The sequence below is a fragment of the Kribbella sancticallisti genome, from assembly GCF_039530625.1.
Taxonomy (GTDB): Bacteria; Actinomycetota; Actinomycetes; order Propionibacteriales; family Kribbellaceae; genus Kribbella; species Kribbella sancticallisti.
Genome location: NZ_BAAAOS010000018.1, coordinates 661648 through 686290 on the forward strand (window position 1 = coordinate 661648; position 24643 = coordinate 686290).

Annotated in this window: 20 protein-coding genes; 4 read left to right on the top strand and 16 right to left on the bottom strand. The window is 69.9% G+C overall.

Features of this window, described 5'->3' with window-relative positions; all coding sequences use genetic code 11:
• Positions 1-42: 42 nt before the first annotated feature.
• Positions 43-813 carry an enoyl-CoA hydratase/isomerase family protein gene (locus ABD255_RS13505; RefSeq protein ID WP_344213526.1) on the bottom strand — a complete coding sequence of 257 codons (771 nt, stop codon included), beginning with the start codon at positions 811-813 and terminating at the stop codon, positions 43-45.
• 64 nt (positions 814-877) lie between these two features.
• A complete protein-coding gene (abc-f, locus tag ABD255_RS13510; RefSeq protein WP_344213527.1) occupies positions 878-2476 on the bottom strand; it encodes a ribosomal protection-like ABC-F family protein in 1599 nt (532 codons plus the stop codon).
• A 102-nt stretch (positions 2477-2578) separates the two neighbouring features.
• On the opposite strand from abc-f, the gene ypfJ reads away from it, so the two are divergent.
• A complete protein-coding gene (gene ypfJ / locus ABD255_RS13515) occupies positions 2579-3481 on the top strand; it encodes a KPN_02809 family neutral zinc metallopeptidase (RefSeq protein ID WP_344213529.1) in 903 nt (300 codons plus the stop codon).
• 60 nt (positions 3482-3541) lie between these two features.
• Here ypfJ and ABD255_RS13520 read toward each other — a convergent pair whose 3' ends face one another.
• From ABD255_RS13520 to ABD255_RS13580, 13 genes are all read right to left on the bottom strand, one after another.
• Entirely contained in the window at positions 3542-6547 is a 3006-nt protein-coding gene (locus tag ABD255_RS13520; protein WP_344213531.1) for an AfsR/SARP family transcriptional regulator, read from the bottom strand.
• Between the two features lie 24 nt (positions 6548-6571).
• Positions 6572-7525, bottom strand: a complete 954-nt coding sequence (locus ABD255_RS13525) for a hypothetical protein (RefSeq protein WP_344213533.1) — start codon at positions 7523-7525, stop codon at positions 6572-6574.
• 108 nt (positions 7526-7633) lie between these two features.
• Positions 7634-8281: a hypothetical protein gene (locus ABD255_RS13530; protein WP_344213535.1), complete on the bottom strand. Its 648-nt coding sequence runs from the start codon at positions 8279-8281 to the stop codon at positions 7634-7636.
• Between the two features lie 28 nt (positions 8282-8309).
• Positions 8310-9107, bottom strand: a complete 798-nt coding sequence (locus tag ABD255_RS13535) for a TadE/TadG family type IV pilus assembly protein (protein ID WP_344213537.1) — start codon at positions 9105-9107, stop codon at positions 8310-8312.
• Positions 9091-9594 (bottom strand): TadE/TadG family type IV pilus assembly protein, encoded by a 504-nt coding sequence (locus ABD255_RS13540; RefSeq protein ID WP_344213539.1) that lies wholly within the window; start codon positions 9592-9594, stop codon positions 9091-9093. Before ABD255_RS13540 ends, ABD255_RS13535 begins: the two co-directional genes overlap by 17 nt.
• A gap of 7 nt (positions 9595-9601) precedes the next feature.
• On the bottom strand, positions 9602-10030 hold the full coding sequence (locus tag ABD255_RS13545; RefSeq protein WP_344213543.1) for a TadE/TadG family type IV pilus assembly protein: 429 nt from the start codon (positions 10028-10030) through the stop codon (positions 9602-9604).
• Between the two features lie 4 nt (positions 10031-10034).
• Positions 10035-10256 carry a hypothetical protein gene (locus ABD255_RS13550; protein WP_344213545.1) on the bottom strand — a complete coding sequence of 74 codons (222 nt, stop codon included), beginning with the start codon at positions 10254-10256 and terminating at the stop codon, positions 10035-10037.
• A 102-nt stretch (positions 10257-10358) separates the two neighbouring features.
• A complete protein-coding gene (locus ABD255_RS13555; RefSeq protein WP_344213547.1) occupies positions 10359-11279 on the bottom strand; it encodes a type II secretion system F family protein in 921 nt (306 codons plus the stop codon).
• The gene (locus tag ABD255_RS13560) at positions 11276-12181 is read right to left on the bottom strand and encodes a type II secretion system F family protein (protein WP_344213549.1); all 906 of its coding nucleotides are present in this window, start codon (positions 12179-12181) and stop codon (positions 11276-11278) included. The genes ABD255_RS13555 and ABD255_RS13560 overlap by 4 nt, the downstream gene beginning before the upstream one ends.
• An 11-nt stretch (positions 12182-12192) precedes the next feature.
• A complete protein-coding gene (locus tag ABD255_RS13565; protein WP_344213551.1) occupies positions 12193-13503 on the bottom strand; it encodes a TadA family conjugal transfer-associated ATPase in 1311 nt (436 codons plus the stop codon).
• Entirely contained in the window at positions 13500-14360 is an 861-nt protein-coding gene (locus tag ABD255_RS13570; protein ID WP_344213553.1) for a CpaE/TadZ family protein, read from the bottom strand. Before ABD255_RS13570 ends, ABD255_RS13565 begins: the two co-directional genes overlap by 4 nt.
• A complete protein-coding gene (locus ABD255_RS13575; RefSeq protein ID WP_344213555.1) occupies positions 14360-15094 on the bottom strand; it encodes a hypothetical protein in 735 nt (244 codons plus the stop codon). Before ABD255_RS13575 ends, ABD255_RS13570 begins: the two co-directional genes overlap by 1 nt.
• A 52-nt stretch (positions 15095-15146) precedes the next feature.
• A complete protein-coding gene (locus ABD255_RS13580) occupies positions 15147-15623 on the bottom strand; it encodes a hypothetical protein (protein WP_344213557.1) in 477 nt (158 codons plus the stop codon).
• Positions 15624-15793: 170 nt separating this feature from the next.
• Between ABD255_RS13580 and ABD255_RS13585 the strand changes: the two genes are divergently transcribed.
• The 3 genes from ABD255_RS13585 to ABD255_RS13595 are packed head-to-tail and all read left to right on the top strand — an operon-like array spanning position 15794 to position 24011.
• Positions 15794-22942, top strand: coding sequence for a hypothetical protein (locus ABD255_RS13585; RefSeq protein WP_344213559.1), 7149 nt, complete (start codon positions 15794-15796; stop codon positions 22940-22942).
• Positions 22939-23469: a hypothetical protein gene (locus ABD255_RS13590; protein ID WP_344213561.1), complete on the top strand. Its 531-nt coding sequence runs from the start codon at positions 22939-22941 to the stop codon at positions 23467-23469. Before ABD255_RS13585 ends, ABD255_RS13590 begins: the two co-directional genes overlap by 4 nt.
• Positions 23469-24011, top strand: a complete 543-nt coding sequence (locus tag ABD255_RS13595; RefSeq protein ID WP_344213563.1) for a hypothetical protein — start codon at positions 23469-23471, stop codon at positions 24009-24011. Before ABD255_RS13590 ends, ABD255_RS13595 begins: the two co-directional genes overlap by 1 nt.
• Here the strand turns inward: ABD255_RS13595 and ABD255_RS13600 are convergent.
• Entirely contained in the window at positions 23996-24628 is a 633-nt protein-coding gene (locus ABD255_RS13600) for an acVLRF1 family peptidyl-tRNA hydrolase (protein WP_344213565.1), read from the bottom strand. The two genes, ABD255_RS13595 and ABD255_RS13600, sit on opposite strands and share 16 nt — an antisense overlap.
• Between the last annotated feature and the right edge of the window lie 15 nt (positions 24629-24643).

Below are 24643 nucleotides of genomic sequence, written 5' to 3' on the forward strand. Positions count from 1 at the left end.
ACAACAGTTGAGGTCGGTCAAAACTTCCCGCCGCGCCGGGACCTAGCCGAACGCCGCCACCAACTCCTGCAGCCGCCGGGTCTGCGCCTCCCGCTCGGCCTTCAACTGATCCTCGTACGACCGGTCCGCCGCGCCCAGCAGCAACGCCTTCGTCTCCCGTACCGCGCCCGCCAGCGGCGACAGCAACGCCTCGGACAAGTCTTTCACCGTACCGGCCAGATCCTCGGCCGGTACGACGATGTTGGCCAGCCCGAGCTCGCGGGCCTCCGCCGCCTCGACCCAGCGGGACGTCGCGCAGATCTCCAGCGCACGCGAGTACCCGATGAGTTGCACCAGCGGCTGCGTGCCACCAAGGTCCGGCACCAGCCCGAGCGCCGGCTCCCGCATGCTGAACCTGACGTCCGGCGTCACCACTCGCAGGTCACACGCCAGCGCCAACTGGAACCCGGCGCCCACCGCATGCCCCTGCACAGCGGCGATGCTCACGATCTCCGGCCGCCGCAACCAGGAGAAGCCCGCCTGGAACCCGGCGATCGCCTCGTGCACCTGCGCCGCGGGCTTGGCCCCGAGAGTGAGCAGCGGCTCCTCCCCGTCCACCGGCTCGCCCATGATCAGCTTGCGATCCAGCCCGGCCGAGAACGAGGGCCCCTCCCCCGACACGACGACCACGCGCACGTCCGGCGGCAACGCAGTACCGAAGTCCGCCAACGCCCGCCACATCGCCGGAGTCTGCGCGTTGCGCACCTCCGGCCGGTCCAGCACCACCCGGGCGACTGGCCCGTCCACCGTCAACCGCAGTCCGAGATCCGTCATGCCAGTGAACATACGCGAACCGGACCCCCTTTCCCCGCGGTCCGGATCACCTGTGGAAAAGCACTCAGGCGAGCGACACCAGGTCGGCGTAGTCGTTCGTCCACAGGTCCTCGACACCGTCGGGAAGGAGCAGCACCCGCTCGGGCTCCAACGCCTCGACGGCACCCTCATCGTGGGTGACGAGGACGATCGCGCCGGTGTAGGAACGAATCGCGTTCAGTACTTCGGTCCGCGACGCGGGGTCGAGGTTGTTGGTGGGCTCGTCGAGCAGCAGCACGTTCGCGGCCGAGACCACCAGCGTCGCCAGCGCGAGCCGGGTCTTCTCGCCACCCGAGAGCACCCGGGCCGGCTTGTCCGCGTCGTCGCCGGTGAACAGGAACGACCCGAGCACCGACCGGGCCTGGGTCTCATTCAGGTCCGGAGCCGCCGTCTTCATGTTCTCCAGCACGGTCCGGTTCACGTCGAGCGTCTCGTGCTCCTGCGCGTAGTACCCGAGCTTGAGGCCGTGCCCGTCGATCACCTCGCCGGTGTCCGACTTCTCGATCCCGGACAGCACCCGCAGCAGGGTGGTCTTGCCCGCGCCGTTCAGGCCCAGTACGACGACCCGCGAGCCGCGGTCGATCGCCAGGTCCACGTCGGTGAAGATCTCCAGCGACCCGTACGACTTCGACAACTCCTTGGCCATCAGCGGCGTCTTGCCGCACGAGGCCGGGGTCGGGAACACGATCTTGGCGACGCGGTCCGACGCGCGCTCGTCCTCGAGCGACGACATCAACTTCTCGGCCCGCTTCAGCATCTGCTGGGCCGCGGTCGCCTTGGTCGCCTTGGCGCGCATCTTGTTCGCCTGGGCGACCAGTTGCGACGCCTGCTTCTCCGCGTTCGACCGTTCGCGCTTGCGGCGGCGCTCGTCGGTCTCGCGCTGCAACAGATAGGCCTTCCAGCCGACGTTGTAGACGTCGATCTCGGCCCGGTTCGCATCCAGGTGGAACACCCGGGTGACGGTCTCCTCCAACAGGTTCACGTCGTGGCTGATCATGATCACGCCACCCGGATACCCCTTCAGGAAGTCCCGCAGCCAGACCACGGAGTCGGCGTCCAGGTGGTTGGTCGGCTCGTCCAGCAGCAGCGTCTCCGCCTGGGCGAACAGGATCCGGGCCAGCTCGACCCGTCGCCGCTGACCACCTGACAGGGTGCCCAGTGGTTGCCCCAGCACCCTTTCCGGGAGGCCGAGGTTCGCCGCGATCCGGGCCGCCTCGGACTCGGCCGCGTAGCCACCGGCCGCGTGCAGGTCGGCCTCGGCCCGCTCGTAGCGCCGCATGCCCTTCTCGCGGGTCTTGTCGTCCGCGCTGGCCATCGACTTCTCCGCGTTGCGCATCCGCCGGACCACCTCGTCCAGCCCGCGCGCGGCCAGGATCCGGTCCCGGGCCAGTACTTCGAGGTCGCCGGTGCGCGGGTCCTGCGGCAGGTAACCGATTTCCCCCGACGAGGTGACCGACCCGGACGCGGGCAGTCCCTCGCCGGCCAGGATCTTGGTCAGCGTCGTCTTGCCGGCGCCATTGCGTCCGACCAGGCCCACCTTGTCCCCCGGGCCGACGCGGAACGACGCAGGCGAGAGCAGTTGCCTGGCCCCGACGCGTACCTCGAGGTTGGAGACAGTGATCATGGCGGAGCAGGGTCCTCAGGGTCGGGTGCATGAAAAAGGGCGGGCCGGCGACGCCACGTCACAAGACGGCCTGTTCCCGCACCGAGGTCTAGTGTATGTGCTGTGAAATTCAACCCAGACGCCGACTTGGACACCAGTGGTGTCGAAGACACGCGAGGTAGCGGTGGCGGCGGTGGAATGCTCCCCGGCGGGATGGGAATCCCGGTGGGCGGCGGCATCGGCGGCATCATCCTGCTGGTCGTCATTCTGCTGCTGAACGGCGGCCTGCCGGGCGGAGGCGGCAGTGACGAGCCGGCAGCGCAGAACACGGCGCCAGGCAACCTGAGTTCCTGTGAGACCGGCAAGGACCTCGCCGCGAACAAGGACTGCCGGTTCGTCTTCTACCAGAACTCGATCGAGGGCTTCTGGGCCGCCGAGCTTCCCCGGCGCGGCAAGAAGTACACCCGGGCGCCCATGCGCGTGTTCAGTAACTCGGTGAACACGGGTTGTGGCCCCGCGACCGCCGCGGTCGGGCCGTTCTACTGCCCACCCGACAAGCGCGTCTACCTGGAGTTGGGCTTCTTCGAGACGCTGCAGACCGATCTGGGCGCCAAGGGCGGCGACTTCGCCGAGGCGTACGTCGTGGCGCACGAGTACGGGCACCACATCCAGAACCTCTACGGCATCCTCGGCCAGATCAAGACCCGGCAGGGCCCGACCTCGGACGCGGTCCGCTCGGAACTGCAGGCCGACTGCCTGGCCGGCATCTGGACCAACCACGCGACGACGATTCCGGACCAGAACGGCAAGACTTTCATCTCCGGCCTGACCGAGGACGACATCGTCCGCGGCCTCGACGCCGCCGCTTCCGTCGGCGACGACCGGATCCAGGAGAAGACCCAGGGCCAGGTCAACCCCGAGAGCTTCAGCCACGGCACCGCCGAACAGCGGATGAAGTGGTTCAAGGTCGGCATGGACTCGGGCGACATGAACTCCTGCGACACCTGGGCGGCCAACAGCCTCTGATCGCAGACAAGCGAAACGGTCCGGAAGAGGTTTCCTTCCGGACCGTTTCTGTTGGCCGTATTACGCGACCGCTGCCGGGCGGTGGTAGCCCGGGAGCAGTTCGTCGACCAGGGCGTCGGTCTCGGCCTCTGGGCCGCGGGGGCCGCCGTGCTTGGTAAGGGCCGTGTACATCTGACCCGCCACGTTCGTGACGTCCGCGGTGCTGCCGAAGTGGGCCGCCAGGCGGAGGGTGGCTCGCCAGAGGTCCTCAGAGGACGGCGAGAAGCTCAGGCCGGTCTGAAGCGCAGTACGGGCGAGGTTGCCGTCGTTGTGGCGCAGGCTGGCCTCTGCGAGGCGCAGGGACGCGTCCACGACGGCCTCGGCCATCTTGCGCTCGATGCCGGAGGCTGCGAGCCAGGAGTACCGGCCGGCGGGCAGGCTGGACCAGGACTGGCCGTGCACCAGGCTCAGCGCCGTCGAGAGCGGGCCGCGCGGGTCGTCCATCATCGACGCCTGCTTGGCGAGCGTGCGGAACACGTCCCAGTCCACCCGGACGATGCTGCGGTTCAGCAGCCAGCGGCCGGACTCGTCGGCGTACATGGCGTCCAGGCCGAGCCAGTTGCGGGTGTGCTCCAGCGCCGCGTTGCGCAGTTCGTCGCTGATGCCGCGCGGCCAGATGGCCCCGGCCAGCACGTTCGGGTGTACGCCGTAGTCCTGGCTGGCCAGGAACGCGACGATCTCCGTCGACAGCTGGATCCGGCCCGGGTCGATCGTGCCGCGGGCGTCCACCTCGACCGGGCCGAGCAGGTCGACCTCGACCGGTGCCGCCTGGGACAGGTCGGCGGAGGAGAACTCGTAGGCGGGCATGTCCTGCTCCGCCCGGCGCTTGTCCAGCGCCTCGCTCTCAGCCACCTCGAACAGCGCGATGAGATCCGCGAACTGGGCCGGGTTGATGCTGTGGGCATCGACCTCGAGCCCGAGCAGCCGGCAGACCGCCTGGTTCTTCTCGTCCACCACGAACCGCCAGGGCGAATCCATCACGTCGCCGACCACGACCACCGCGACACAACGCTTCGGATCCGCCGCGAGCCGGGCGAGTTGCTGCTCCTCCTCGGGCGACGGCGGCGCGGACACGAAGATGATCTCCGGACCCCACAGCGCCGGGTCCGGGTGCGCCATCCGCGCGTCGGCGACCGACGATGCGCTACGCCGGCCGCAAGCCTGGACCTGTGCGTCCGTACGGCGGGTGACCTCGTTCAGCGCGTCCTCGAGCTTCACCCAGTAGCTGAGCCGGCTCGGCGCCAGCGAGGACAGGTCGTCGCCGAAGCCGACCATGCTCACGTGCGCGCCCTCGGACCACAGGTTCGTGGCGAGCTCGGCGGCCAGCGAGCCAACCACGTCGCGGGACGCGTTGTTGACGCCACCGAAGCTGACGATGCCGTTGGCCGTGTCCAGGTCCACCATCACGATCGCGCCGTCGGCGTTCCGGCCCAGCGTGACGAGAGTCGGGTACGGCGCGGGCGCGTCGACCTCACCCTCCGGCGCGTAGGCGCGGCGCAGTACCCAACGGGTGCCGTTGGCAACGGCCTGCCACGGCGCGGGCGGCGCGGTGTGGCTCTCCCCCGGGTCCAGCACCAACGTCAGGGCCCGCTCGGAGACCAGCGCGGCGACCACGGTCGGCACCGGCCGGTTCTCGTCGGTCAGGGTCGCGCCGAGCAGCCGCAGCGCGTTGTCGACGAACTGAGCCGTCGGTACGTCGGACGCCAGCCGCAGACCGACCTCGGTCTGGCGATGCCCGGCCGCCTTCGGACCAGGCCCCTGGGCCCATCCACGACGACGCCTCAGAGCCAGAGCGAGGCCGGCAGCGAGCAGAGTGGCGCCGAAGCCGTAGATCCCGGCCTCTGTCGCGTCGAATCCGCCGGTCTCGGCCACCGGATCGGCCACCGGGACCACCTTCGTGCCACCCGCGGCGGGATCACCCGGCTGGGCGCCCGTCGTACCGGGCTCGTGCGGAGCGACCTTGCCGGGCTCGGGCTTCGCGGTCTTGGCGGTCGGGTCGCCCGTGGCGCTGCCGATCTCGATCGACGAGCCCTTCTCGACGCCCTGCTCCTCGAACCAGCGGCTCCCCGTGCCGGTCGTACCCTGCTCGACGCCGCCGGTCTTCGTGCCCGTCGAGGTCTTCGTGCCTGTGGAGGTCTTGGTTCCGGTGGTGGTCTTGGTGCCCGTCGTACCGGCCGGGCCGTTGTGGTCCACGTTGACGCGAACCGTGTGGACGCCCGCGCCCTTCGCGTCCGCGGGCAGGCGCACCTGCCAGCCCGGCAGGATCAGGTCGGGGTTCGTCAGGCGACGGCCGTCCGGCTGCAACTTGTTCTTGTTGAGGTCGTAGATCTCCTTGTACCGGCGCCCCTCCCCCAGGTAGCGCTCGGCGATGTCCCACAGGCAGTCGTAGTTCCGGCCCTGCGGCGGGCGGACCTCGGTGTACTTGACGACCTGCCCGGCCTCGTCGTTGTTCGTCCGTACGCCGGTGTGGGTGTGCGAGGTCTTGGAGTTCCCGCTCAGCACCGTACTGCGGGGCTCGGTCTGGCGGAACGTGTCCCGCGAGCCGTTGTCGTTGTCCTGGGCCACACTGATGGAGGTCGGCGTACCGACGCCGGCCGGGGTGACCGCGTTCGCCACCGGCAGGGTGACGCTCGCGGCGCCGGCGATCAGGACGACGCCCGAGACCAGCCGGCGGGCCAGGGTCTGCGAACCGCCACCGAGCGGGATCCGCGGCGACAGGCCATGGCCGCGGATCTCCGCGACCACCTCGGCGATCAGGCAGATGACGAAGTGCGCCCAGGCGAGCCAGATGAAGAACGCGATGATGCCGAGCACCGTCTCGATGCTCAACTCGCTGAACAGCACGTCCCGGTTCGGCATCCGGTCGGGCCAGGGGGTGCCGAAGTAGCGCAGCAGCACGTACGGAACCCCGCCGACGATCGCAAGGATCGCCAGCAGCGACACGAGCCCCTTCAGCCGGTCACCCGCACCACCACCAGCCGGCTGCGGCAACCGCGCGGCCCGAACCGGCTCACTCGTCTTCACCATCGTCGTCCCTCCATCGCCCCACCCTTACCCACCGATAGCCTGAACTTCCTGCACCGGCAGCCGCTGAATCGCCGTCACGTTCGCCGAGCCGAGCGGGTTCCAGATTCCTGTTCCGGCCCAGTACGTGACGTCCCAGGTGATCGTCAGTTTCACCGTGTACATCGAGTCCGGCTGGCTCGCGCTGGACCGCTTGTAGACGTGCTTGCACGTGCTCATCTGGTGGTACGGGTCACTGGTGTCGTCGTAGCCGTCGTAGTCGTCGTCCGCGCGCCCCGTCCCCATCAGGCAGGTGAACGGCGGGGTGCCGTCGCCCGGGTCCACGGTCATCTGGCCGACCATCGCCCGCATCGTCAGGTTGCGGTTGCCGGACCAGTAGGCGCTGTTCGGGTTGGCTGCTTCGGTCGCGCCGGTCTTGAGCACGATCGAACTCTCCCTGGTCAGTGAGAAGTACGCCGGTACGTTGACCCTCGGCGTGTAGGTCGGCTTGACCTGCAGCGCGGGCGCCGGGTACGTGTCGTGGAACGTGTCCCAGAACGGGTCCATGTAGCCCCGGCTCGGGCACTGGTCCTTCTCCGCCTCCGAGACCGGCACCATCATCCGTTCGACGTGCACCTTGTTCCCGCCGTCGGTGGTGTTCAGGTCGTAGTCGACGATCGTCAGCCGCAACACCCAGGTCTTGCCCTCGGGCGCAGCCGGCAGGGAGATCCCCAGCGGCACCGGGAAGTCGCGACACGGGATGAAGATGCGCGCTCCGAGCCGCTCGCGCCAGGTGGGGATCTCGCCACCGAATCCGGCCAGCGTCTGCCCCGAACTGCAGTAGGCGCCGAAGCCGTTCGAGTTGACGTACATGCTGCACGACTTGTTCCCGACCTGGGTGGTGATGCCGCCGTCCGCCATCGCGGTCGACGCGGGAACGGTCATCACCAGGGCGAGCACGGCGGTCAGGGCGATCAGCCCGCGACCCACTCGGTTCCGCATCCTCACTCCACAGTCTCGTCGTACCCGCAGGTTACCTTCGACCAGGGGCATCATGCCCGCCAATCGGTGCCTTCACCACTCCCCGTGAATCACGATTCGTGTTCTGTCCTAGGCCGGAAAGCGCACCTTCGAGCAGCTGAGCTTGCCTGCCGGCGCGATCTTGTACATCGTCCAGCCCAATCCCGTCTCGATCATGTCCAGCGCCTGGGGTACGCCCTTGGCGCCCGACAGCGCCCACTGCTTGGCCTTCGGATCCCAGTACTGCGTGGTCTGCGAGCGGCAGGTCTGGACGCGCACCACGCCGAACTTCTCCTGCTTGATGCCCATGACAACAACGCTGCCCGGCGGCCTCATCACCCAGCCGCTGCGCTTGGCCTCGTCGATACCGAGCTGGACATCGGCGTAGAAGTACGCCGGAAAGGCCTTCTTCACGATGTCCGCGTCCCGAGCCACCAGCGCGCTGAAGTAGATCGGGTAGTTCTTCACGAGGCCTTGGACGGCGGGGTTTTCGGCGTAGTTCCCCGGAACGACGATCACTTGGGCCTTGCGGGGTGGGGCTGCGGTGGTCGCCGGGGCGGTGGGCTCGGTCGTCGGCTCGGCGCTGGGGGTGGTGCTCGGGGTGTTGCCGGTGCTCGTGCTGGGGTCGCCTCCGCCTGCTGGTTCTGGCATGCCGCCCTTGTTGGTTTCCGGGCCGCCGCAGCCGGCCAGGACGAGGGTTGCGGCCAGCAGGAGGGCTGGAGCGCCTAGACGTCGCACGACGGGGACTCCTTCAGGGATGACGGGATCATCGGCCGGATCCCGGCGGTAGTGAGTTCTGTTGCTGGGCCGGTCCTGCGGGCGCGCCGCCGCCGGAGGTCGGCGGTGTGCCCGGCGTGGTCGTCGGCGGTGTGCCCGTGGGCGGCGTTCCGTCGGTGGGTGACGGCGACGGCGTGATGCTCGGAGTGCACGTCGCGGGGAACGGGAAGGGTGTCAGTGTCCACCTTGGCGTCGGTGAGCCGATGGTCCAGCTCGGGCACGGCAGATCGAGGGTCGGCGGGTTCGCGGGGCCGGTGGAGACGCCGGGGCCGTCGAGGGTGGGGTTGACGACGATCGGGGGGATCTGGGGGCTTTCGTCGGCCTTGTTGATGCCTTGTTCGGCGTGCGCCTCGCCGATGCCGGAGGCGTCGAGGTGGTCGATGCCGACCATGCCGAGGAAGATCGTCTTGTTGCCGATGACCACCTGGACCTGGAGGCTCTCGTCGGTGATCTCGGTGGTGCCGCACTGCCGGACGGCCGGGTCGTTGGAGGTGACCTCGGCGCAGAAGGCGGCGACCGCCGTACCGGCTTTGGCGGTGTCGATCTTGGCTTCGGAGGTGTTCAGCTCGATGGTGGCGGCGCCGACGCGAGCCGCTTCCTGGGCGTAGCCGACGGCGCGGGACTTCGCGCCGAGCTGGCGGCCGCCGTCGATGACCAGGCCGGCGAGGGTGAAGATCATCACCGCGAGGATCGCGACGGCCGGGCTGAGCGCGCCGCGCTGGTTGCCGGGGGCATCCACTCGGAGGAACTCGCGCAACCGCGCCGGCCGGTCAGGGTTGGTCGCCATCGCGGACACCTCGGTAGGGGTCGATGGACGAGCTGAACTTCTTGGTGATCCTGGTGTCGCCGCCGATACCGAGCAGGCCGAGGTCGCGGTAGTTGATCGTGCAGGTCACCTCGACGGACAGCGTCGAGCCCGCGGCGAAGGCGGTGGTGATGGAGCCTCCGGCGGTGTCCTTGCAGGACTGGACCGCCTGCTCCATGGTCCGGGTGACGGCGTCGTCGACCTGGCTCTGGGCCTCGGCGAGGGACCGCGTCTGGCTGGCTGAGCGGGCGCCGTCGCGGGCTGCGTTCTCGAGCAGGGAGGACGTCTGGAAATACCGCCCGCAGGCGAGCAGGAACATGAAGAGGATCAGGAGAATGGGGGCGAGAATCACCATCTCCAACGCCATGGTCCCCCGCTCACCGCGCGGGGCGTGGCGGGTGGCTGCGCGCACGCCCGAGGTGAGCAGGGCGCGAGAAGCGCGTGGGCGGTGCGTCCCCAGGGGTTTCATGCCTCACTCACTTGTCGGCTTCGAACTCTTCTATCGGGCCGGTGGCGGTCCGGCTGACCTCGAGGGTGAGGCCTGGCACCAGCGAGATGGTCTTGCCGGTGACCGTGAACGACACCATGCCCTCGGGATTGTTGTACGCCGGGGACGCGACCTCGGCGTCGCCCAAGGTGTTGCCGCCCAACTGCTGGGCGTACGCCTCGACGTCGGCGCGGACCTGCTCGCCGACCGCCGTCGTGTAGACCGGCGGCTGGACCAGCCGGAGCCGCGAGACACCCTCCTGCGCCGCGTTCAGCGCGACCGACCGGCCGTACAGCCACAGGGCGGTCTGGATCGAGACGAAGATCAGCGCCAGGATCGACGGAGCGAGGATCGCCAGTTCCAGCGACGTCGCGCCCCGCTCGGACCGGCGCCGATCACGCGCACCTGACCGCGGCAACTCCTCAGCCGTTCTGGATCTCGCCCGTACGCCGGTCGATCACGCCCCGCACCACCAGGCCGATCGCCAGCGCCGCGGCGACCAGGATGGCCGAGATGATCGCCCACTCCAGCGCGGACGCCCCGAGCTCGTTGCGGCCGCGGCGAGCGGCCCGGTTGCGTTGGTTGTGGGCCCGCGCCAGCGCGTAGCCGACCATCGCGCGCACGAACTGCGTTTCCACGTTCATCCGGTCTACCTTCCCAGTGATGAGACCTGATCAGGCCTCAGTATGCCCTCTACGACGGACAGAAATGCTGGACGGATCCCTCGTTCCCGGGACCCGGGATTGCTAACTGCCGAGGATCGCCGCGCCCGCAGGGTAGCCGAGGAACAGCATGAACGCAGCACACATCACCAACTGGGCGACCAGCATGGACTGTGAGCGTTCACCTGCCTTGCCCTCGACGTCCGCGAGCTCCTTGCGCCGCAGCGACGCGGCCCGGGCCAGCAGCGAGGCCCGGATCTTGGCGCCCTCGTCGCCGGCCAGGGCCAGCGCGGAGGCGAGATCGCGCAGTTCCTCGACCCCGAGATCGTCGCCCAGGCGGGCCATCGCGTCCCACGGCGTGATGCCGATCAGGCGCGCGTTCGCCAGCGCCTGCCGGATCCTGGCCATCGCCCAGTGGTCGCCGATGGTCGAAGCGGTCATCAGCGCCTCGGGCAGACCCCGGCCGCCGGCCAGGTTCATCGCGACCAGGTCGAGGAAGCTGCCGACCACGTGCCGGAAGTCCCGCCGCCGCGTTTCCGCCTCCTGCCGCAACGCCAGGTCGGGCAGGAAGAACGCGAACGCCATCGCCGCCAGCGTCACGATTGCCGGCGTCGCCCCGGGAGCGCTGAAGCCCAGCATCGAGAAGAGGAACAGCACGAACGGGATGAAGACCAGCGCGCCGAGCGCGAAGAACACCTTGGTCGCGAGCATCGCCGCGAACGGCTGGTTCATCACCGCCAGGTCGCGGCGCAGCCGGCCGAAGTTCCAGCCGCGGGAGTTCGCCTCGGCCTCCAGCCGCTGGCCGAGCGTCGCCTTGGCCCGGTCCATGCCGCCGAGCACCCGCTCCCCCGCCGCGCTGGCGGTGGCCGAACTCACGTACCCCGAGCGGCCGGCGTCGATCCGCGCGATCGTCGAGAGCACGTTGGCGCGGGGCTTGATGAACAGCCGGACGAGCAGGTACACGCCGAGGCCGACCATGCCGCCGGTGATGAATGCCGCGGTCATCCGCCCACCACCTCCATCCGGTCGTCGCCGGCCCGGTGGGCGCGCCGGTCGTCACTGCGGATCAGGAACCGGTCCGGTACCTCGATCTTGGCCAGCTTGCGCAGCCAGACCAGGCCCACGGCGTACAGGGCGATCACGATGAAGAGCACGAACTGCCCGACGAAACTCGTGTACGGCGAGACGTAGGTCGGGTTGAAGAGAATCAGTGCGGCGGCCACCAGCAGGGTGATCGCGACGACCACCTGGACGCTGCGCCGGGTGGACCGGCGCTCGGCGGCCACCTTCCGGCGTACGTCGAGCTCTTCGCGGGCCGAGTCCGCCAGGGCGCTGAGCACCTCGCGCAGGCCGGGTCCGCGCAGCCGGGCGTTCAGCACCAGCGCGGCGACGATCAGGTCGGCCGAGGGATCGTCCAGGTCGTCCGCGAACCGCATCAGGGCCGAGGGCAACGGTTCACGGATCCGGAGCCGGTCGACCAGCAGGTTCAGGCCGGGCTTGATCGCGGGAGCCGCGTTCACGGCGGTCGCGGGAATCGCCTGCTCCAGGCCGACCGCGCCCGCGATGGTGTCGCGCAGGGCCTCGGTCCAGGTGGCGAGTGCCTCCAGCCGTTCGATCGCGCGGCGCTCCTCGCCGGTACCGCCGAAGAACCGGTCGGCCAGCGCGGCCAGCAACCCCAGAGCCGCGGCGAGCACCAGCCAGCGGGTCACGACGAGCACGACCAGCCCGACACCGACGCCCGCACCGAGGCGGATCAGGTGCTTGCGGTTCTCCGCACTGCCGCTGCGCTTGAACAGCGACGGCGTCGACTCCCGCGGCCTGGTCCCGCGGATCGCGACGACCAGCAGCAAGAGCGCACCACCGACCACCGCCCCGCAGATCAGCGACAGCAAAGCGTCGTCAGTCATTCCGGCTCACCTCACGCCCAACGTCCGTGCACCAGCGGCTGGTAGCCGAAGTGTTCGAGCTCGTCCATGCAGGCGATCGGCGCGTGCGCGGCGGCGCGGCCGTCGGCGCCCGGGGCGAACACCTCGCCGGACAGCACCCGGCCGTCCCAGCCGGTCACCTCGCGGATGCTCTCGATGTACCGGCTCAACGTGCCGCCGTGCTGGTAGTCGTTGTGCTTGCGGACGAAGACGACGAAGTCCAGCGCGCCGGCGATCAGCATCTGGGTGGCCTCCATCGGCAGCCGCTCCGACGCCTGGATCGCGTAGGTGCTGATCCGGTTGAACACCTCCATCGAGCTGTTCGAGTGGATCGTCGACAGCGAGCCGTCGTTGCCCTGGCTCATCGCGTTCAGCATCGTCACGATCTCGTCGCCGAGCACCTCACCGACGATCACCCGGGAGGGGTTCATCCGCAGCGAGCGGCGGACCAGGTCGGCCATCGAGACCTCACCGACGCCCTCGGAGTTCGGCAGCCGTTCCTCGAACGCGACCACGTTCGGGTGCAGGTCCTTGAACTCCCCGAGCCCGAGTTCGAGTGAGCGCTCGACCGTGATCAGCCGCTCGTGCGGAGCGATCTCGTTGGCCAGCGCGCGGAGCAGGGTCGTCTTGCCGGAGTTCGTGGCACCGGCGATCATCACGTTCTTGCGGGCCGCGACGGCCGCCCGGAGGAAGGACGCGATGTCGGCCGACATGGTGCCGTTGGCAACCAGGTCCTGCAGGAAGACCCGGCCGAGCCGCGCACGCCGGATGGAGACCGCTGGCCGGGCGGTGACGCCCATCACCGCTGACAGCCGGGAGCCGTCGGGCAGCCGAAGGTCCAGTTGCGGGTTGGCGGAGTCGAAAGGGCGGCTGGTCAGACCGGCGTGGGCGGCCAGCACCTGGACCAGCTCGACCAGTTCGTCATCGGACTCGGCCACCGGGTCGAGGATCTCCTCGCGGCCGTCGCCGTACTGGACGAAGACCTGGTCGTAGCCGTTGATGTCGATGTTCTCGACCTCGGGGTCGTCGATCAGCGGCTGCAGCCGGCCGACGCCGAACAGGGCCGAGTGGATCGCGCCGGCGATCTTCGCGTCGTCGTCCGGCGTGGGCGGCGTCCGCCCCTCGGCCAGCTCGTACCGGGCGTGGTCCTCGAGCACCTGGACGATCAGGGACCGCGCGTACTCGCGCTCGTCCTCCGCGCTCATCGGCGGTACGCCGTTCACCTGGTCCCGGCGGCGCTGCTCGTTCAGCCGCTCGGCCACCTGGACCCGCAGCTTGCGGACCAGCTCCTGGTCGGTGCTCATCGGCCCTCCCACTCGCCGTTCGGACCACCCAGACTGTCCGGACCACCCTCGCCGTGCGGACCACCCTGACCGTGCGGGAAGGCCGCCTCGGCCATGTCGAAGTCGTGCTGCGTCGGCATGGCGACCAGCGCGGCCAGTTCCGCGGCGATGTCGCTCGCCGTACGGATCAGCGGAGTACGGTCGAGCCGGCCCTGGCCGCGGCCGTCGAAGAACGCGGCGCCGACCGGGTCGTAGGCGAGGTGCCAGCGGTGCTGGACCGGTACGGACATCGCGTCCAGCACCGACCACACCTGCTTCACACCGTCGCGCTTCTTCGGGTCCGCGACCACGATGACACCCAGCTTCGCGTCGACGTGGTGGACCAGCGAGGACAGCCGCTCACGCAGGTGCGCGACGGACGAGCCGGTCGCGGTACAGACCAGGACGACCATCCGGGCGGCCTGGACCAGCGGAAGCTGCGGGGACGCGGGACCGATCCGGCCGCAGTCCGCGATCACGTCCGCGCTGAACATCTGGTTGAAGGTGATCCCGAGCGGCTGCCACAGCCCGCCCATGCCGCCGATCTGCTCGGGCGTGCGGACGCCGATCATCACGTCCAGGCCGCCGTCGAGCTGCTGGCTGTGCGCCATGATCACGTCGTCGCCCAGGCCCTTGCGGCTGGCGGCGGCCAGGCTGACCAGGCCCCGGTCGGAGTTCAGCGGCTGACCGCCGGGTGCCGTCATCCGGATCGCGACGTCACTGCCCGCCGGATCGCACTCGGCCACCAGCACCGGCCGGGGCCAGAGCGCGCCGAGCACCAGGCCGGCAGTCGTCACCCCGGGCGAGCCCTTCGCGCTCGCCATCGCGACCAGTGCCATCAACCGCCCCCGTTGCCGCGGGCGAGGTCCGGCCTGGTTGCCGGCGGCAACTTCGCGATCACCAGCGTCTTGGACGCGGCCGCCGCGGCCACGCTGGTCAGCTTCGAGGCCGGCACCAAGACGGTCACGTTGAGCGTGGTGTTCGCCTTCGTCCTGGCGTCGGTGATCGCGCCGGCCACGTTCGTCACCTCGGCCGCGGTGACCAGGACCTGCGGCACGGCGGCCTCCTGGTTGGCGGCGGGCACGCGGACCACCTGGACGATGTCACCGGCGCTGATCGGCTCCGAGGGAGCACGACCGGCCTCGAGGCTGAGGCCGACGAGGGCGCCGCCGTCGGGGATCGCGGGCTTGTCGCTGAGGCTGCCCTTGGTGAGGTACTGCCCGGGGTACAGCCAGCCGGTCGTGTAGTGGCCGGAGTACTTCTCGAGCTCGGACCACAGGATCAGTGGGCCGGTCGTTCCGGCCAGGTCGCCGCGGGCCAGGTCCTTCCGGTCGAGCTTGGTTCCGGGCGGCAGCGCCTTCTCGCCGATCGCGACGTACGTCTGCCGCTCACCGCTTCGCACCGTGATCAGGGCGGAGCCGGCCGCGCCGAGGAGGATCAGGATCACCGCCAGAGCGGCCAGCGCGGGCCGGCGTTCACGGCTGGCGGGGAGTCGGTTCGAGCCACCGACCGGTGCTTTGCCTGAACCGCGGGCGCCGGGGGCGGAGGGACGCGTGGAGGACGAGAAACTCACGCGCATACCGTAATGGCCCGATGGTGCCAACTGGACCGCCAGGTCTGGCCCGTTACCGCTTCGGTGTCCGCCGAGCCACCTGATCCCGCTCGTCGGGAGTCAGAAGTTCGGTGAAAGCGCCCGGGCCGCCGTACAAGTGGTCTAGATAGCTGTACAGCCCCTGTAGCGCCCTGCCCAGCTCTGCCGGCCAGTCGTCAGCCGCAGCCAGGTCCCCCGCCAGCTTGCGTCCCTCGGCGAGGGTGACGGCCGCGTTCACCGGTTGATCGAGCCGCACCAGCGTGTCGTCGCCCGGATCCTGCGCCCGGCCACGGAGCCGTTGCACGACTTCGGCCATCGCGGCCAGTTCCTGGGCCGACAGCAACCGGTCGAACCCGGCGCCGCCGTACAGCTGATCCAGATAGCCCGTGAGCGCGCCGAAAAGCTCGAGCCCGTCGTACTCCGCGCCCGTGCGCGCCACCTGGCGCAGTTGGGCGGTCAGGCTCCGCGCTTCGGAGACGGTCCAGGACGACGGAAGAAGTTGATCGTTCATCGAGGTCAGCCTGACACGCGACCGGCCGAAACTCTGCTCCGTCGGGAGGTAGCCGGATCGAAATCATTTGTCGGTTGCCGAGTGGAACTCAGGACGTTACTTTGCGGTCACAGTGTCGTCACTGTCACCGACGAATCGAGGGCAGCCGGTTTGCCGAAGGACATGATCCGATGAGTACGCCTGCCCAGGCGGGGCCGGCGGAGCTCCGGGCCCGGGCGGCCCTCGGGGTCGCGCTCGGGGTGGTCGCGCCCGGGGCGATCGCGCTGGAGGACGGCCGGGTCCGGCTGACGACCTCCAGCGACGTGCTCTCGCGGGAGGCGATGCAGCGGCTGGACGAGCGCCTGGCCGTGCGGGCGGCCGAGCAGCTGTCCGACGAGCGGCTGCTCGCCGAGGCCGTGGCCTTCCTCGGCGCCGAGATCGACCACGCCCGCGGTGGTTCGTCGCCCGTCGACGGCGCGACCGTTGCGCTCGACAACTTCCTCGACGTGCCGAACCTGCCGGCCGAGACTCGGGCCGAGGCGCAGACGATGCTGCGGAACGTCCTGGAAGGCAATCGGCTCACCACCGACGTGGCGGCGCAGCGCCTGGCCGCTGCGCGGGTCGCCGATCGCGCCCGCGAATTGCCGCCGCTGGTGGCGGACACAGCGCAGGCCGCGGCCGACATCCGCCGCGAAGCGCAGGTGGTCAGCCACCTCGCCGCTCCGGAGCAGCCGACGACCGTACGGCGCGCCACCCGCCACCGAGTGGGCAACAAGCATCGGCGGACCGAGGCAAACCGCAGAGTCGACACCCCAGCCGTGGCGGGACTCGGACCGGACGGCCGTACTCCGCCTGGCGCGCACGCCGCGGACATCCGGCTCAGCGACGACGAGGTCCTCGCCGGACTGCTGGAGGTCCAGCCGAGTGATCTGCCCGGCGGGTTGACCGACCCGATGCGGTTGATCGACCGCCCGCGTGTCGGCGTGATCTCGACTCCGCACGGCCCTCAGCACGTGCGCCTCGATTCAGGCGAGCCGCCCTCGGGCCTGGTCGCCACGATGTCCCTTCGCGCCGGCAGCCAGGCCGACCCCCACGTACTACGCATCGACCGCGAACTCGACCCCAGCCAACTCCGCCGGGTCTGGACGAACCAGGCCAGCGGACTGGTGCACCAACTCAACGCCCGGGCCATCACGCCGTCGGGTCCGATCGAGCGATTCCGGTCGGCGTTCGGCGGCTTCCCTGGGCGCCGGGACGCGACAGCGCAGTACGACGAGTTCCGGATGCTGACGAGGAATTGGCGGGAGGCACAACTCCAGGCTGATCCGGCCAGCAGTGCCCGCATCGAGCAAGACCTGCAGAGCGTGGCCGCCACGATCCAGCGCAAGGGTCAGCCCGTCCCGGCCCTGCCCTGGTCGGAGGAGGCTCGTCATGTGGTGGCACCGGACCGGACGGCGTCCGCTGTCCCTGCGGTGAACACGACCGCCCACCTCCGGCAGCAGGTCCTTGGTGAGATCACTGGGCTCGAGAAGGCTGCTACCGACCAGGAGACACGGGCAGCGGCTCGGCGTACCAGTGCGACCGAGGCAGTGGCCGCCTCGACCAAGTCCGTCGAGGAAGCCGAGACGGAGGAGGCTCGCAAGGACTCGGCCGCGCCTGAGCGGGGTCGCAAGCTCCGGGTGGCTGCGACCAAGTCGCTGGCCACCGCCGAGCGTCACACCGCGATCGCTGCCGCTTGCGAGCACGCAGCCGGGCAGGCGAAGGAGGCTGGACAGGCCTACCAGACGCTCCTCGCCAAGCTGGACGCGGTGGAGGCTGCTGGCGAGCAGCCGGGGCCCGAGGTGGCCGCACTCGCGCAGGCGGCTGCGGAGAAGGTCGAGGCGTACCAGGCGGGTGTGGCGGCGACTCTGCCGTCGAAGGACATCCAGCACACCGTGGTCACCCGCGGCCGGCTCCCCCACCTGACCGCGCTCTGCCGGGACCTGAACGAGGACCTGGCGGCGGACAAGAACCCGTACCGGTTCACGCCTGAGGTACTGCATCGGCGGTTGCGGGCGGAGACTCGGCGGATTCTGTCCCCGGACGGGGTGGTGGTGACAGTCGGGAACAACCCGGACGCCGACGTCACCGAGCTCACGCAGTACAAGATCAACTTGCGGCCGGGCGAGCTGCGCGAAGTCCTGGACTCGCCGATCAGCTTCGACGAGGGACAGTTCGGGCAGCTGGACCAGGGTGGCTTCAACCTGTCGACCTCGGCGACGGACACGATCAACCACAGCGGTGGCGGCAGCCTGAAGACGCTGACGGCCGGGTTCCCCGACTCGAGCGCGCTCAAGGCGACCGCGGAGGTCGTCTCCCCCGGCCTGGAGTTCGCCGTCGGGCATAGCCACGCGGTGAGCAGCACCGCGACGGAGTACGGGCTCGGTGGTGCGGTCGAGGTGCTCAACGGCGAGATCATGCACTTCCGCTCCGAGACACCGAGCTGGGCCTGGCAGAAGCGCACCTCCGCGCTGGATCCGTGGTCGGACACCACGGTCGTCGCCACCGGCGACCCGGAGGACGCCGCCCACCTGGACGTGGGTTACGGCCACACGTACACGGTGCCGCCGCCGGCGGACCAGATCGACATCTTCCAGGCCGGGCTGGAGGGCGAGCTCGACAACAGGATGCCGGAAGGCGTCGTGTCCCGGATGGACGGTCTCGGCGAGCTGGCGCGCGAGGGCGCGGCCGGCCTGAACGCCAGGCTCGGTGGGCTGGACCGGGTCGGCTACGACCAGCTCCGCGGCCTGCTGACCGAAGACGCGCCGGCGCGACTCGACGAGGCGGCCAGGCCGGGCGGGATCGGTCGGCTGATCACCAACGGCGGCCGGCCGATCGCGTACGCGCAGTACGAGACCTTCCTGGTGCCCAAGTCCGCCAGGCTGCTCAGCGACAGCTCGCCCGACCACAAGATCGAGCGGCTCCGGGTCGGCTTCTCCGGTGCGTCCGGAGGCCAGTCGTTCGGCAGCTCCAGCTCCGCTGCCGCCACCCTCGGCTACCCCGGTACTGCGCTCAGCGACCTCGGCAGCTCCACGATCGACTTCGGGCCGTCCGTCAAGGGCGGCCGCAACGTCTCCCGCGAAGACAGCCTGAACACCAGCGACGTCGCGATCCACCCGAGCGTGCAGCGGACCGAGGAATCGGTCGGGATGGAGTTCGAGCGGGTCGACCGGCTCACCTTCCACCGGCTCGACCGGGACGAGTCGTTCTCGGTCGACGGCGGCGGCAAGCTGGTACTGCGGGCGCCCGCGAATGACCTGTTCCGGTTCGGCGCGCCGGTCCCGAAGGACACGCTGCGGCTCGATGCGGACGGCCGGCCGCAGCAGGGGCTCGATGGCCGGACGCTGCTGCGTGGCGACCCCGAGCCGACCACTGAGAACCTGAAACTCCCTGTCTGGCAAGGGAACGGCAAGGGACAACTGCGCGGAGCGGGACCGGCCCTGGTGCAGCAGTTCAAGGGTGCGGATCCCGCCTTCCAGACGTTCGTCCGCCAGTTGAGCGACGAGGAGATGGTGCCGCCGCTCGATGCCAACTTCCGGCCGGTGCTCGCCGGGCTGGCGGGCAAGGACCCGGCGCTGGTGGCGAGTCAGTTGCAGAACCTCGAGCGGGTCGGGCAGCAACTGGCCAGGCATCGGCTCGAGACCGGCCTCGACGCCGGTGCCCAGGGCGGCATCGCCTTCGCCCTGACCAAGCACCACACCGGGCGCTCACCGGAGCTGCGGAGCTACCGGGTCGAGATCACCCAGCACCACGACCAGGCGAGGCTGCTCGGCCTCAACAAGTCGCAGACGGCCACAAACCTACACATCGGGTCGAACACGACTGTCCGGTCCCGCGGCCGGTCGAAGGGCCTGCCGTGGTCAGCCAAGTTCGGCTTCAGCAACAAGCCGGATGCCGGTCAGGCCGGCGGTGTACCGGAGATCGGACCGAGCTACGGGCGGTCCTCCCTCGGCCGATACCTGGGGTGGGCGACCGGCAGCACGGTCAACGGCGTCTCGCTGACGGAGAGCACGGCGCCGCTGGCGGAGTTCGAAGTACCGCACACGATCACGATCCGGGAGATCCACGCCGGCGGTGACTCCGAGCCGCTGGTCGAAGAACACGGCAGCGCCCGGATCTCGATCGACAGCGAACTCTGTGATCGCGGCGAGCCGCAGCAGATGGCGATCGCCGGCAAGGTGCCACCCGGCCTGCTGCAGACCGCGACCTGGCAACACGTCGACGTCGGCAACGCGCTGAACCGCCTGACCGCCGAGCTTCCGGCCGCCGCCAGGGCGGACTCGGCGGCGCTGCATCACCTGACCGCCTTCATGAACGTGCGGAATCTCAGCTCACACCCCGAGATGATGACCTCGGAGTACAAGACGCAGTTCGCGATCAGCCCGGCCGCCTCGGGCCCCGCACAGACTGTGGCGCAACGCGGCCTCGCGCCCCGGCAGGCGAGCGTCGGCCTGACCACACGGGTGGAGAACCTCCGGTACGTCGGCAGCGGGCATCCCGTGATTGGCGACATCAACCTGACCCTCGGCAGTTCCAGCTTCACCAGCGGTACGTCGACCGGCAACAACGCCGGGATCGGCGGTGGCAGCGGGGAGACGGAGACGTCCGGTGACGGGTGGAACGCCTCCGCCGGCGTGAGTCGCTCCGGCAGCCGGTCCAGCTCGGCCACCCAGACCGCCATCAGCGGCGTCGAACGGCTGAACATCAAGGACGGCCAGCACTACCAGTTCGTCGGCGACCTGGTCCTGGAGGCGGAGATCAAGGCGGCCGGCCTCGCTGTGCAAACTCTGACCCCACCCCACCCCGGTCAGGGATCCAAGAAGGTGGAACTCGACACCGGCGCGATCATGCTCACGCTGCCGGAGCGCGACGCGCTCCAGCTCTACGGCCGCAAGAAGCTCGACCTACCGCTGGCCAAGGTCGCCGATGCCTACCAGCGGCTCCAGGACGGCACGCTCAGCCTGGACCGGCGGACCGCCGTCACGATGATCCGTCGCTACCAGGTCGAGAAGGCGGGCAGTACCGACGGCCTGGCCCCGACCCACACCGACGAGATGCTCGCGGACAAGCTCCGCAGTGTGGTCAAGGTGCCGACTCCGGCCGGCGCGCCACAGGAGTTCGACGAGCTCGCCGCCAAGGCCGAGGAGCTCGCCGGCGAGCGGGTGGCAGTGCGGCTGCCGGACCACTACCGGACCACGATGGGCGCCGCGCTGATCGACCGGGACAGCTACAAGGACACCTCGAACAACGAGACCGACATGCTCCGGGAGGTGCAGGCGGCGATCGGCGAACGCGTCCCCGACGCGCTGAACGATCCGGCGGTCACCGCGGCCCTGCGCAGCGACCTGGCCGGCCTGCGGCAGCGCGGTCACATGGACGACATCCTCGATCCGGCGGGCTTCACGCTCGACTACCCGTTCGGTGCCGGGGGTCCCGGTGTGCCCGCGCCGAGGAACCTGCAGGTCCGGGTCCGGATCGTGTACGACGGCCCGCCCACGACCGACGGCGCGCCCGACGATCCGGCGGCGGGCAAGACCGAGAACGCCTTCACGATCCACCAGGGCTACGACTACACCGAGGAAGGCCGCAGCCGTACGTCGACGATCGGGTACGGCGGGAACGTCGGCGGCGGGATGACCGACGGCGGAGTCGGCTCGGCGAGCCTGAGCACGGAGCTCAGTACCTCGACGACCGCGACCAGCGTCGAGCAGAACACCCGGATGAGCCGGGCCCTGTGGCTGAAGACGAAACGTGTCGAGCGGGACTTCCACCTGGTCATCGACGTGCAGGAGACTCCCGGCCTCGGCGCGGAGACGAAGGGGCGGCTGGCGCAGACAGTCGACAAGCTGCGCAACCCGGAGAAGCAGGAGCCACCGCACCGCCGGGTCGCCTCCGGGAAGATGACGCTGCTCGTGCCCGCGTCCGACATCAACCCGCCGCCGATCGCCGACCTGCCCCAGGACCACCGGTCGGTGCCGCTGCCGAGCTACTACTTCCTGCGCGGCATCGAACTGCACGACGCCGACGGCCAGCGGCCCGCCGAGGCTCGGACCGCCCAGGACCTCGACGAGGACGACGAACTGATCAAGTCCGCCTGTGGTGGGCTGCAGTCCCGCGGGATGCTCACGCAGGCCGGCGTCACGATGCACAAGGGCGCGATCAGGAAGCAGTTCTCGGCCGCCACCCGCCGGGTCGCCTTCGAGCGGGCCGGGGACGGCGCTGGACCGTGGACCACTCCCCTGCCGGTCCCAGGCCACGGCTCGCGGGCGGTGTCGACCCGGCTGCGCGCGGAACTGTCCGGGCTGCGGCTGATCTCGGACCCGGAGAACGACGACAAGGTCCAGATGGGTGACATCAACCGTCAGCAGGGCATCACCCAGACCACCAACAAGAGCACCCGGAAGCTGCCGACGAGCCAGACCGTCGGCGCCTCCGACGCGACCACCGACCTGAAGGCGAGCGTCTCCACCGGCGAACAGGTGACCGAGAAGGACTCCGACACCACCGGCAACCGCAACGAGACCAGCATGATGGCCTCCGCGCCCGTCGTGACGGTGGAGATGCGGGTCGACTTCCACCTCGACATGCGGCGGCTCAAATTCGACCGGAACAACCAGCCGACGGTGGACAAGGAGAGCACGGTCGAGAAGGCAGCCAGCGGGGTCGCGACCCTGACCATGTTCCGGCACGAGTACGACGAGATGCGGGCCCGGATGGAGGCCGGCCTGGCTCCCCTGGGCAACTGGGATCCCGAACGGATCGCCGCGGCCACGAAGAAGCGGGTGCCCGAGCGCCGGGTCAGCGCGCACGAGGTGGTCCGCAACGAGGCCGGTCAGGACGAGTTCCACCCCTACCGGCCGATGGTGGAGGCGCTGGCGCAGGCGCGGAAGGAGCGCGTCGCGGTGGTCCTGACGATGCACCAGCAGGACGGCAGCAAGCAGACGTACACCGCGTTGCCGAACGGCACGATGACCGGAAACACTCCGGCCAACGGTCGAGGCGACACCAACGCCGGCTACGCGGCCGCCTTCGCCACGCTGCATCCGCAACTGGCCCTGCTGGCCGAGGGGCGCGTCGATCTGCGCAAGCTGTACGACGCGGGCGGCGACAACGGCCGCTTCACCGGCACCGTCGTCAAAGCCCTGCAGAAAAACGGCATTCCGGCCGCGGCACTCACCGAGCTGGACCACTCGCTGTCCGCAGGCCGCGCGACCACTGCCCGGACAAGCCCGGACGGCGCGAAGACGACATCCACGCGCCAGACCAAGAGCAAGCACGGCTCCGGACTGGTGGTCCCGTGAGCGACTACGACCCGAAGTACTCGATCGCACGGACCGACGACGAGGCCCTGCTGTACCTCGACCTGCAGCCATGCCCGGACTGCGGCTCCATCGACACGCCGTGGGAGCAGGGGCTGTCCGACGAGGACGGCGAACTGGTGAGCAGCTACTACGGGATCTGCTCCGGCTGCCAGGCCGAGCGGGAGTACCTGTTCGGCCTGCCCGAGCACGAGACGGCCGGCCCGTTCCCGAACTTCGGCGGACCCGAGCCGTCGGAACTGCTGGACGCCGGGCAGTGGCTGCAGGTCGCGGATCGGTCGGCCGAGTCGGTGCCCGAGGACCGCGACGAGGCAACCGTCGTACTGCGGATCGCGCGCGCCGCCGTCGAGGAAGTCCTCAAGTTCGTCCCACCCGGCACCGACGCGGTTCCGGCCGAGGCGTTCTGGACCGACGAGGGTGCTGCCGTTCGGACCGCCGGACCCGATAGGTTCCGGTTGGAGCGACTGCTCGTGATCAGAGACGCCTACCGCGACACAGGAGCGAATTGATGTTGACCGCACGGACCCTGGCCGAAGCTCGGGTCTATCTGAGTGCGATGGCCGCGTCCGACGCACCCGACGCCACCGAGGCGCCCGAGTCCTCGCTGGTCGAGGGCGAGGAGGCCTGGACCATCCAGTCCCCGCACGGCGACGTCCAGGTCCTCTACCGGACCGAGGACGAGGCCAGGCTGCTCGGCGAACGCTTCGGGCTCGGCAACTCCCTGCTGCTCGATGCCGGGCTCTGGGTGCAGTTCGCCTCGGTCTGGGCGAAGCGGGCGCTCGACGCGGACATCGAGTACACCGGTCAGCCCGGCCAGAATCGGGCCCGGGTCGAGCTGAACTGGGAGTTCGCGCGGGACGCCCTGGCGGAGGCGCTCAAGTTCTTGCCGGACGGCGCGGATGTGGTCCCCGACGAGGGCTTCTGGACCGAGATCGGAGTTCGCACCCGCGAACTGAACCCCGAACTCTTCACCCGTGCCAAGCTGACCGAGGACTACGAGTTCTACCGCGACACCCTCTCCGACTTCCGCTCCCTCTACGGCGAGGAGTGAGCCGGCGGGTCGGTGATGGCGATGCGTACTGCGCGCGCGTCGACGCCGGCCTGTTCGAGGACCTTCTGTTTGGGGTCTGCCACGCCTAGGAAAGGTGGGCGGATCAGCGGGACGAGGTCCTTCAGTCGTGGGTCTTCCAGGACGGTGTCGATGGCCTTGCGGTCGCCGCCGCAGACGAGGACATCAAGGTGGGCCGGCGCGAGGATCCGTACTGCGACCTCGGTGGCGGCCGCGAAGGCCTCGCGGGCCTGGTTGTCCCGGCGGCGGGCGTAGCGCTGCTGGGACCAGCCGCCTGCCTTGGTGGTGCCCTGGACGTGGCGGGACCCGACCTTGGAGTCCACCAACTGCCCGCCCGCGAAGACACCCGCGCCGTAACCACCACGCCGTACCAGCAGTACTCCGAGGCGGCGGTCGGCCAGGACGTGCGCGACCAGGCCGGCCGGAGTGAGGTCCTCGAGTGGCCCGAACGGCACGTCGATCTCGGCGAGCGAGCCGTCTTCCGCGGAGGCGGTCAGCTTCGTGGGAGTGACGGCGTACGAGGTGACGCCGTGGCGCTCGGTGAAGCCGGCCAGCCAGCGTTCGAGCCGCTCGGGGCCGATGGAGACGATGCGAGTCACGCAGCGACGCTAACG

What these genes read in the sequence shown, in the direction of transcription:
- ABD255_RS13540 (WP_344213539.1), bottom strand. Translation starts at nt 9,594, where the DNA reads ATGAAACCCCTGGGGACGCACCGCCCACGCGCTTCTCGCGCCCTGCTC.
- ABD255_RS13535 (WP_344213537.1), bottom strand. Translation starts at nt 9,107, where the DNA reads ATGGCGACCAACCCTGACCGGCCGGCGCGGTTGCGCGAGTTCCTCCGA.
- ABD255_RS13580 (WP_344213557.1), bottom strand. Translation starts at nt 15,623, where the DNA reads ATGAACGATCAACTTCTTCCGTCGTCCTGGACCGTCTCCGAAGCGCGG.
- ABD255_RS13505 (WP_344213526.1), bottom strand. Translation starts at nt 813, where the DNA reads ATGACGGATCTCGGACTGCGGTTGACGGTGGACGGGCCAGTCGCCCGG.
- ABD255_RS13595 (WP_344213563.1), top strand. Translation starts at nt 23,469, where the DNA reads ATGTTGACCGCACGGACCCTGGCCGAAGCTCGGGTCTATCTGAGTGCG.
- ABD255_RS13585 (WP_344213559.1), top strand. Translation starts at nt 15,794, where the DNA reads ATGAGTACGCCTGCCCAGGCGGGGCCGGCGGAGCTCCGGGCCCGGGCG.
- ABD255_RS13570 (WP_344213553.1), bottom strand. Translation starts at nt 14,360, where the DNA reads ATGGCACTGGTCGCGATGGCGAGCGCGAAGGGCTCGCCCGGGGTGACG.
- ABD255_RS13520 (WP_344213531.1), bottom strand. Translation starts at nt 6,547, where the DNA reads ATGGTGAAGACGAGTGAGCCGGTTCGGGCCGCGCGGTTGCCGCAGCCG.
- ABD255_RS13550 (WP_344213545.1), bottom strand. Translation starts at nt 10,256, where the DNA reads ATGAACGTGGAAACGCAGTTCGTGCGCGCGATGGTCGGCTACGCGCTG.
- ABD255_RS13555 (WP_344213547.1), bottom strand. Translation starts at nt 11,279, where the DNA reads ATGACCGCGGCATTCATCACCGGCGGCATGGTCGGCCTCGGCGTGTAC.
- ABD255_RS13565 (WP_344213551.1), bottom strand. Translation starts at nt 13,503, where the DNA reads ATGAGCACCGACCAGGAGCTGGTCCGCAAGCTGCGGGTCCAGGTGGCC.
- ABD255_RS13525 (WP_344213533.1), bottom strand. Translation starts at nt 7,525, where the DNA reads ATGCGGAACCGAGTGGGTCGCGGGCTGATCGCCCTGACCGCCGTGCTC.
- ABD255_RS13560 (WP_344213549.1), bottom strand. Translation starts at nt 12,181, where the DNA reads ATGACTGACGACGCTTTGCTGTCGCTGATCTGCGGGGCGGTGGTCGGT.
- abc-f (WP_344213527.1), bottom strand. Translation starts at nt 2,476, where the DNA reads ATGATCACTGTCTCCAACCTCGAGGTACGCGTCGGGGCCAGGCAACTG.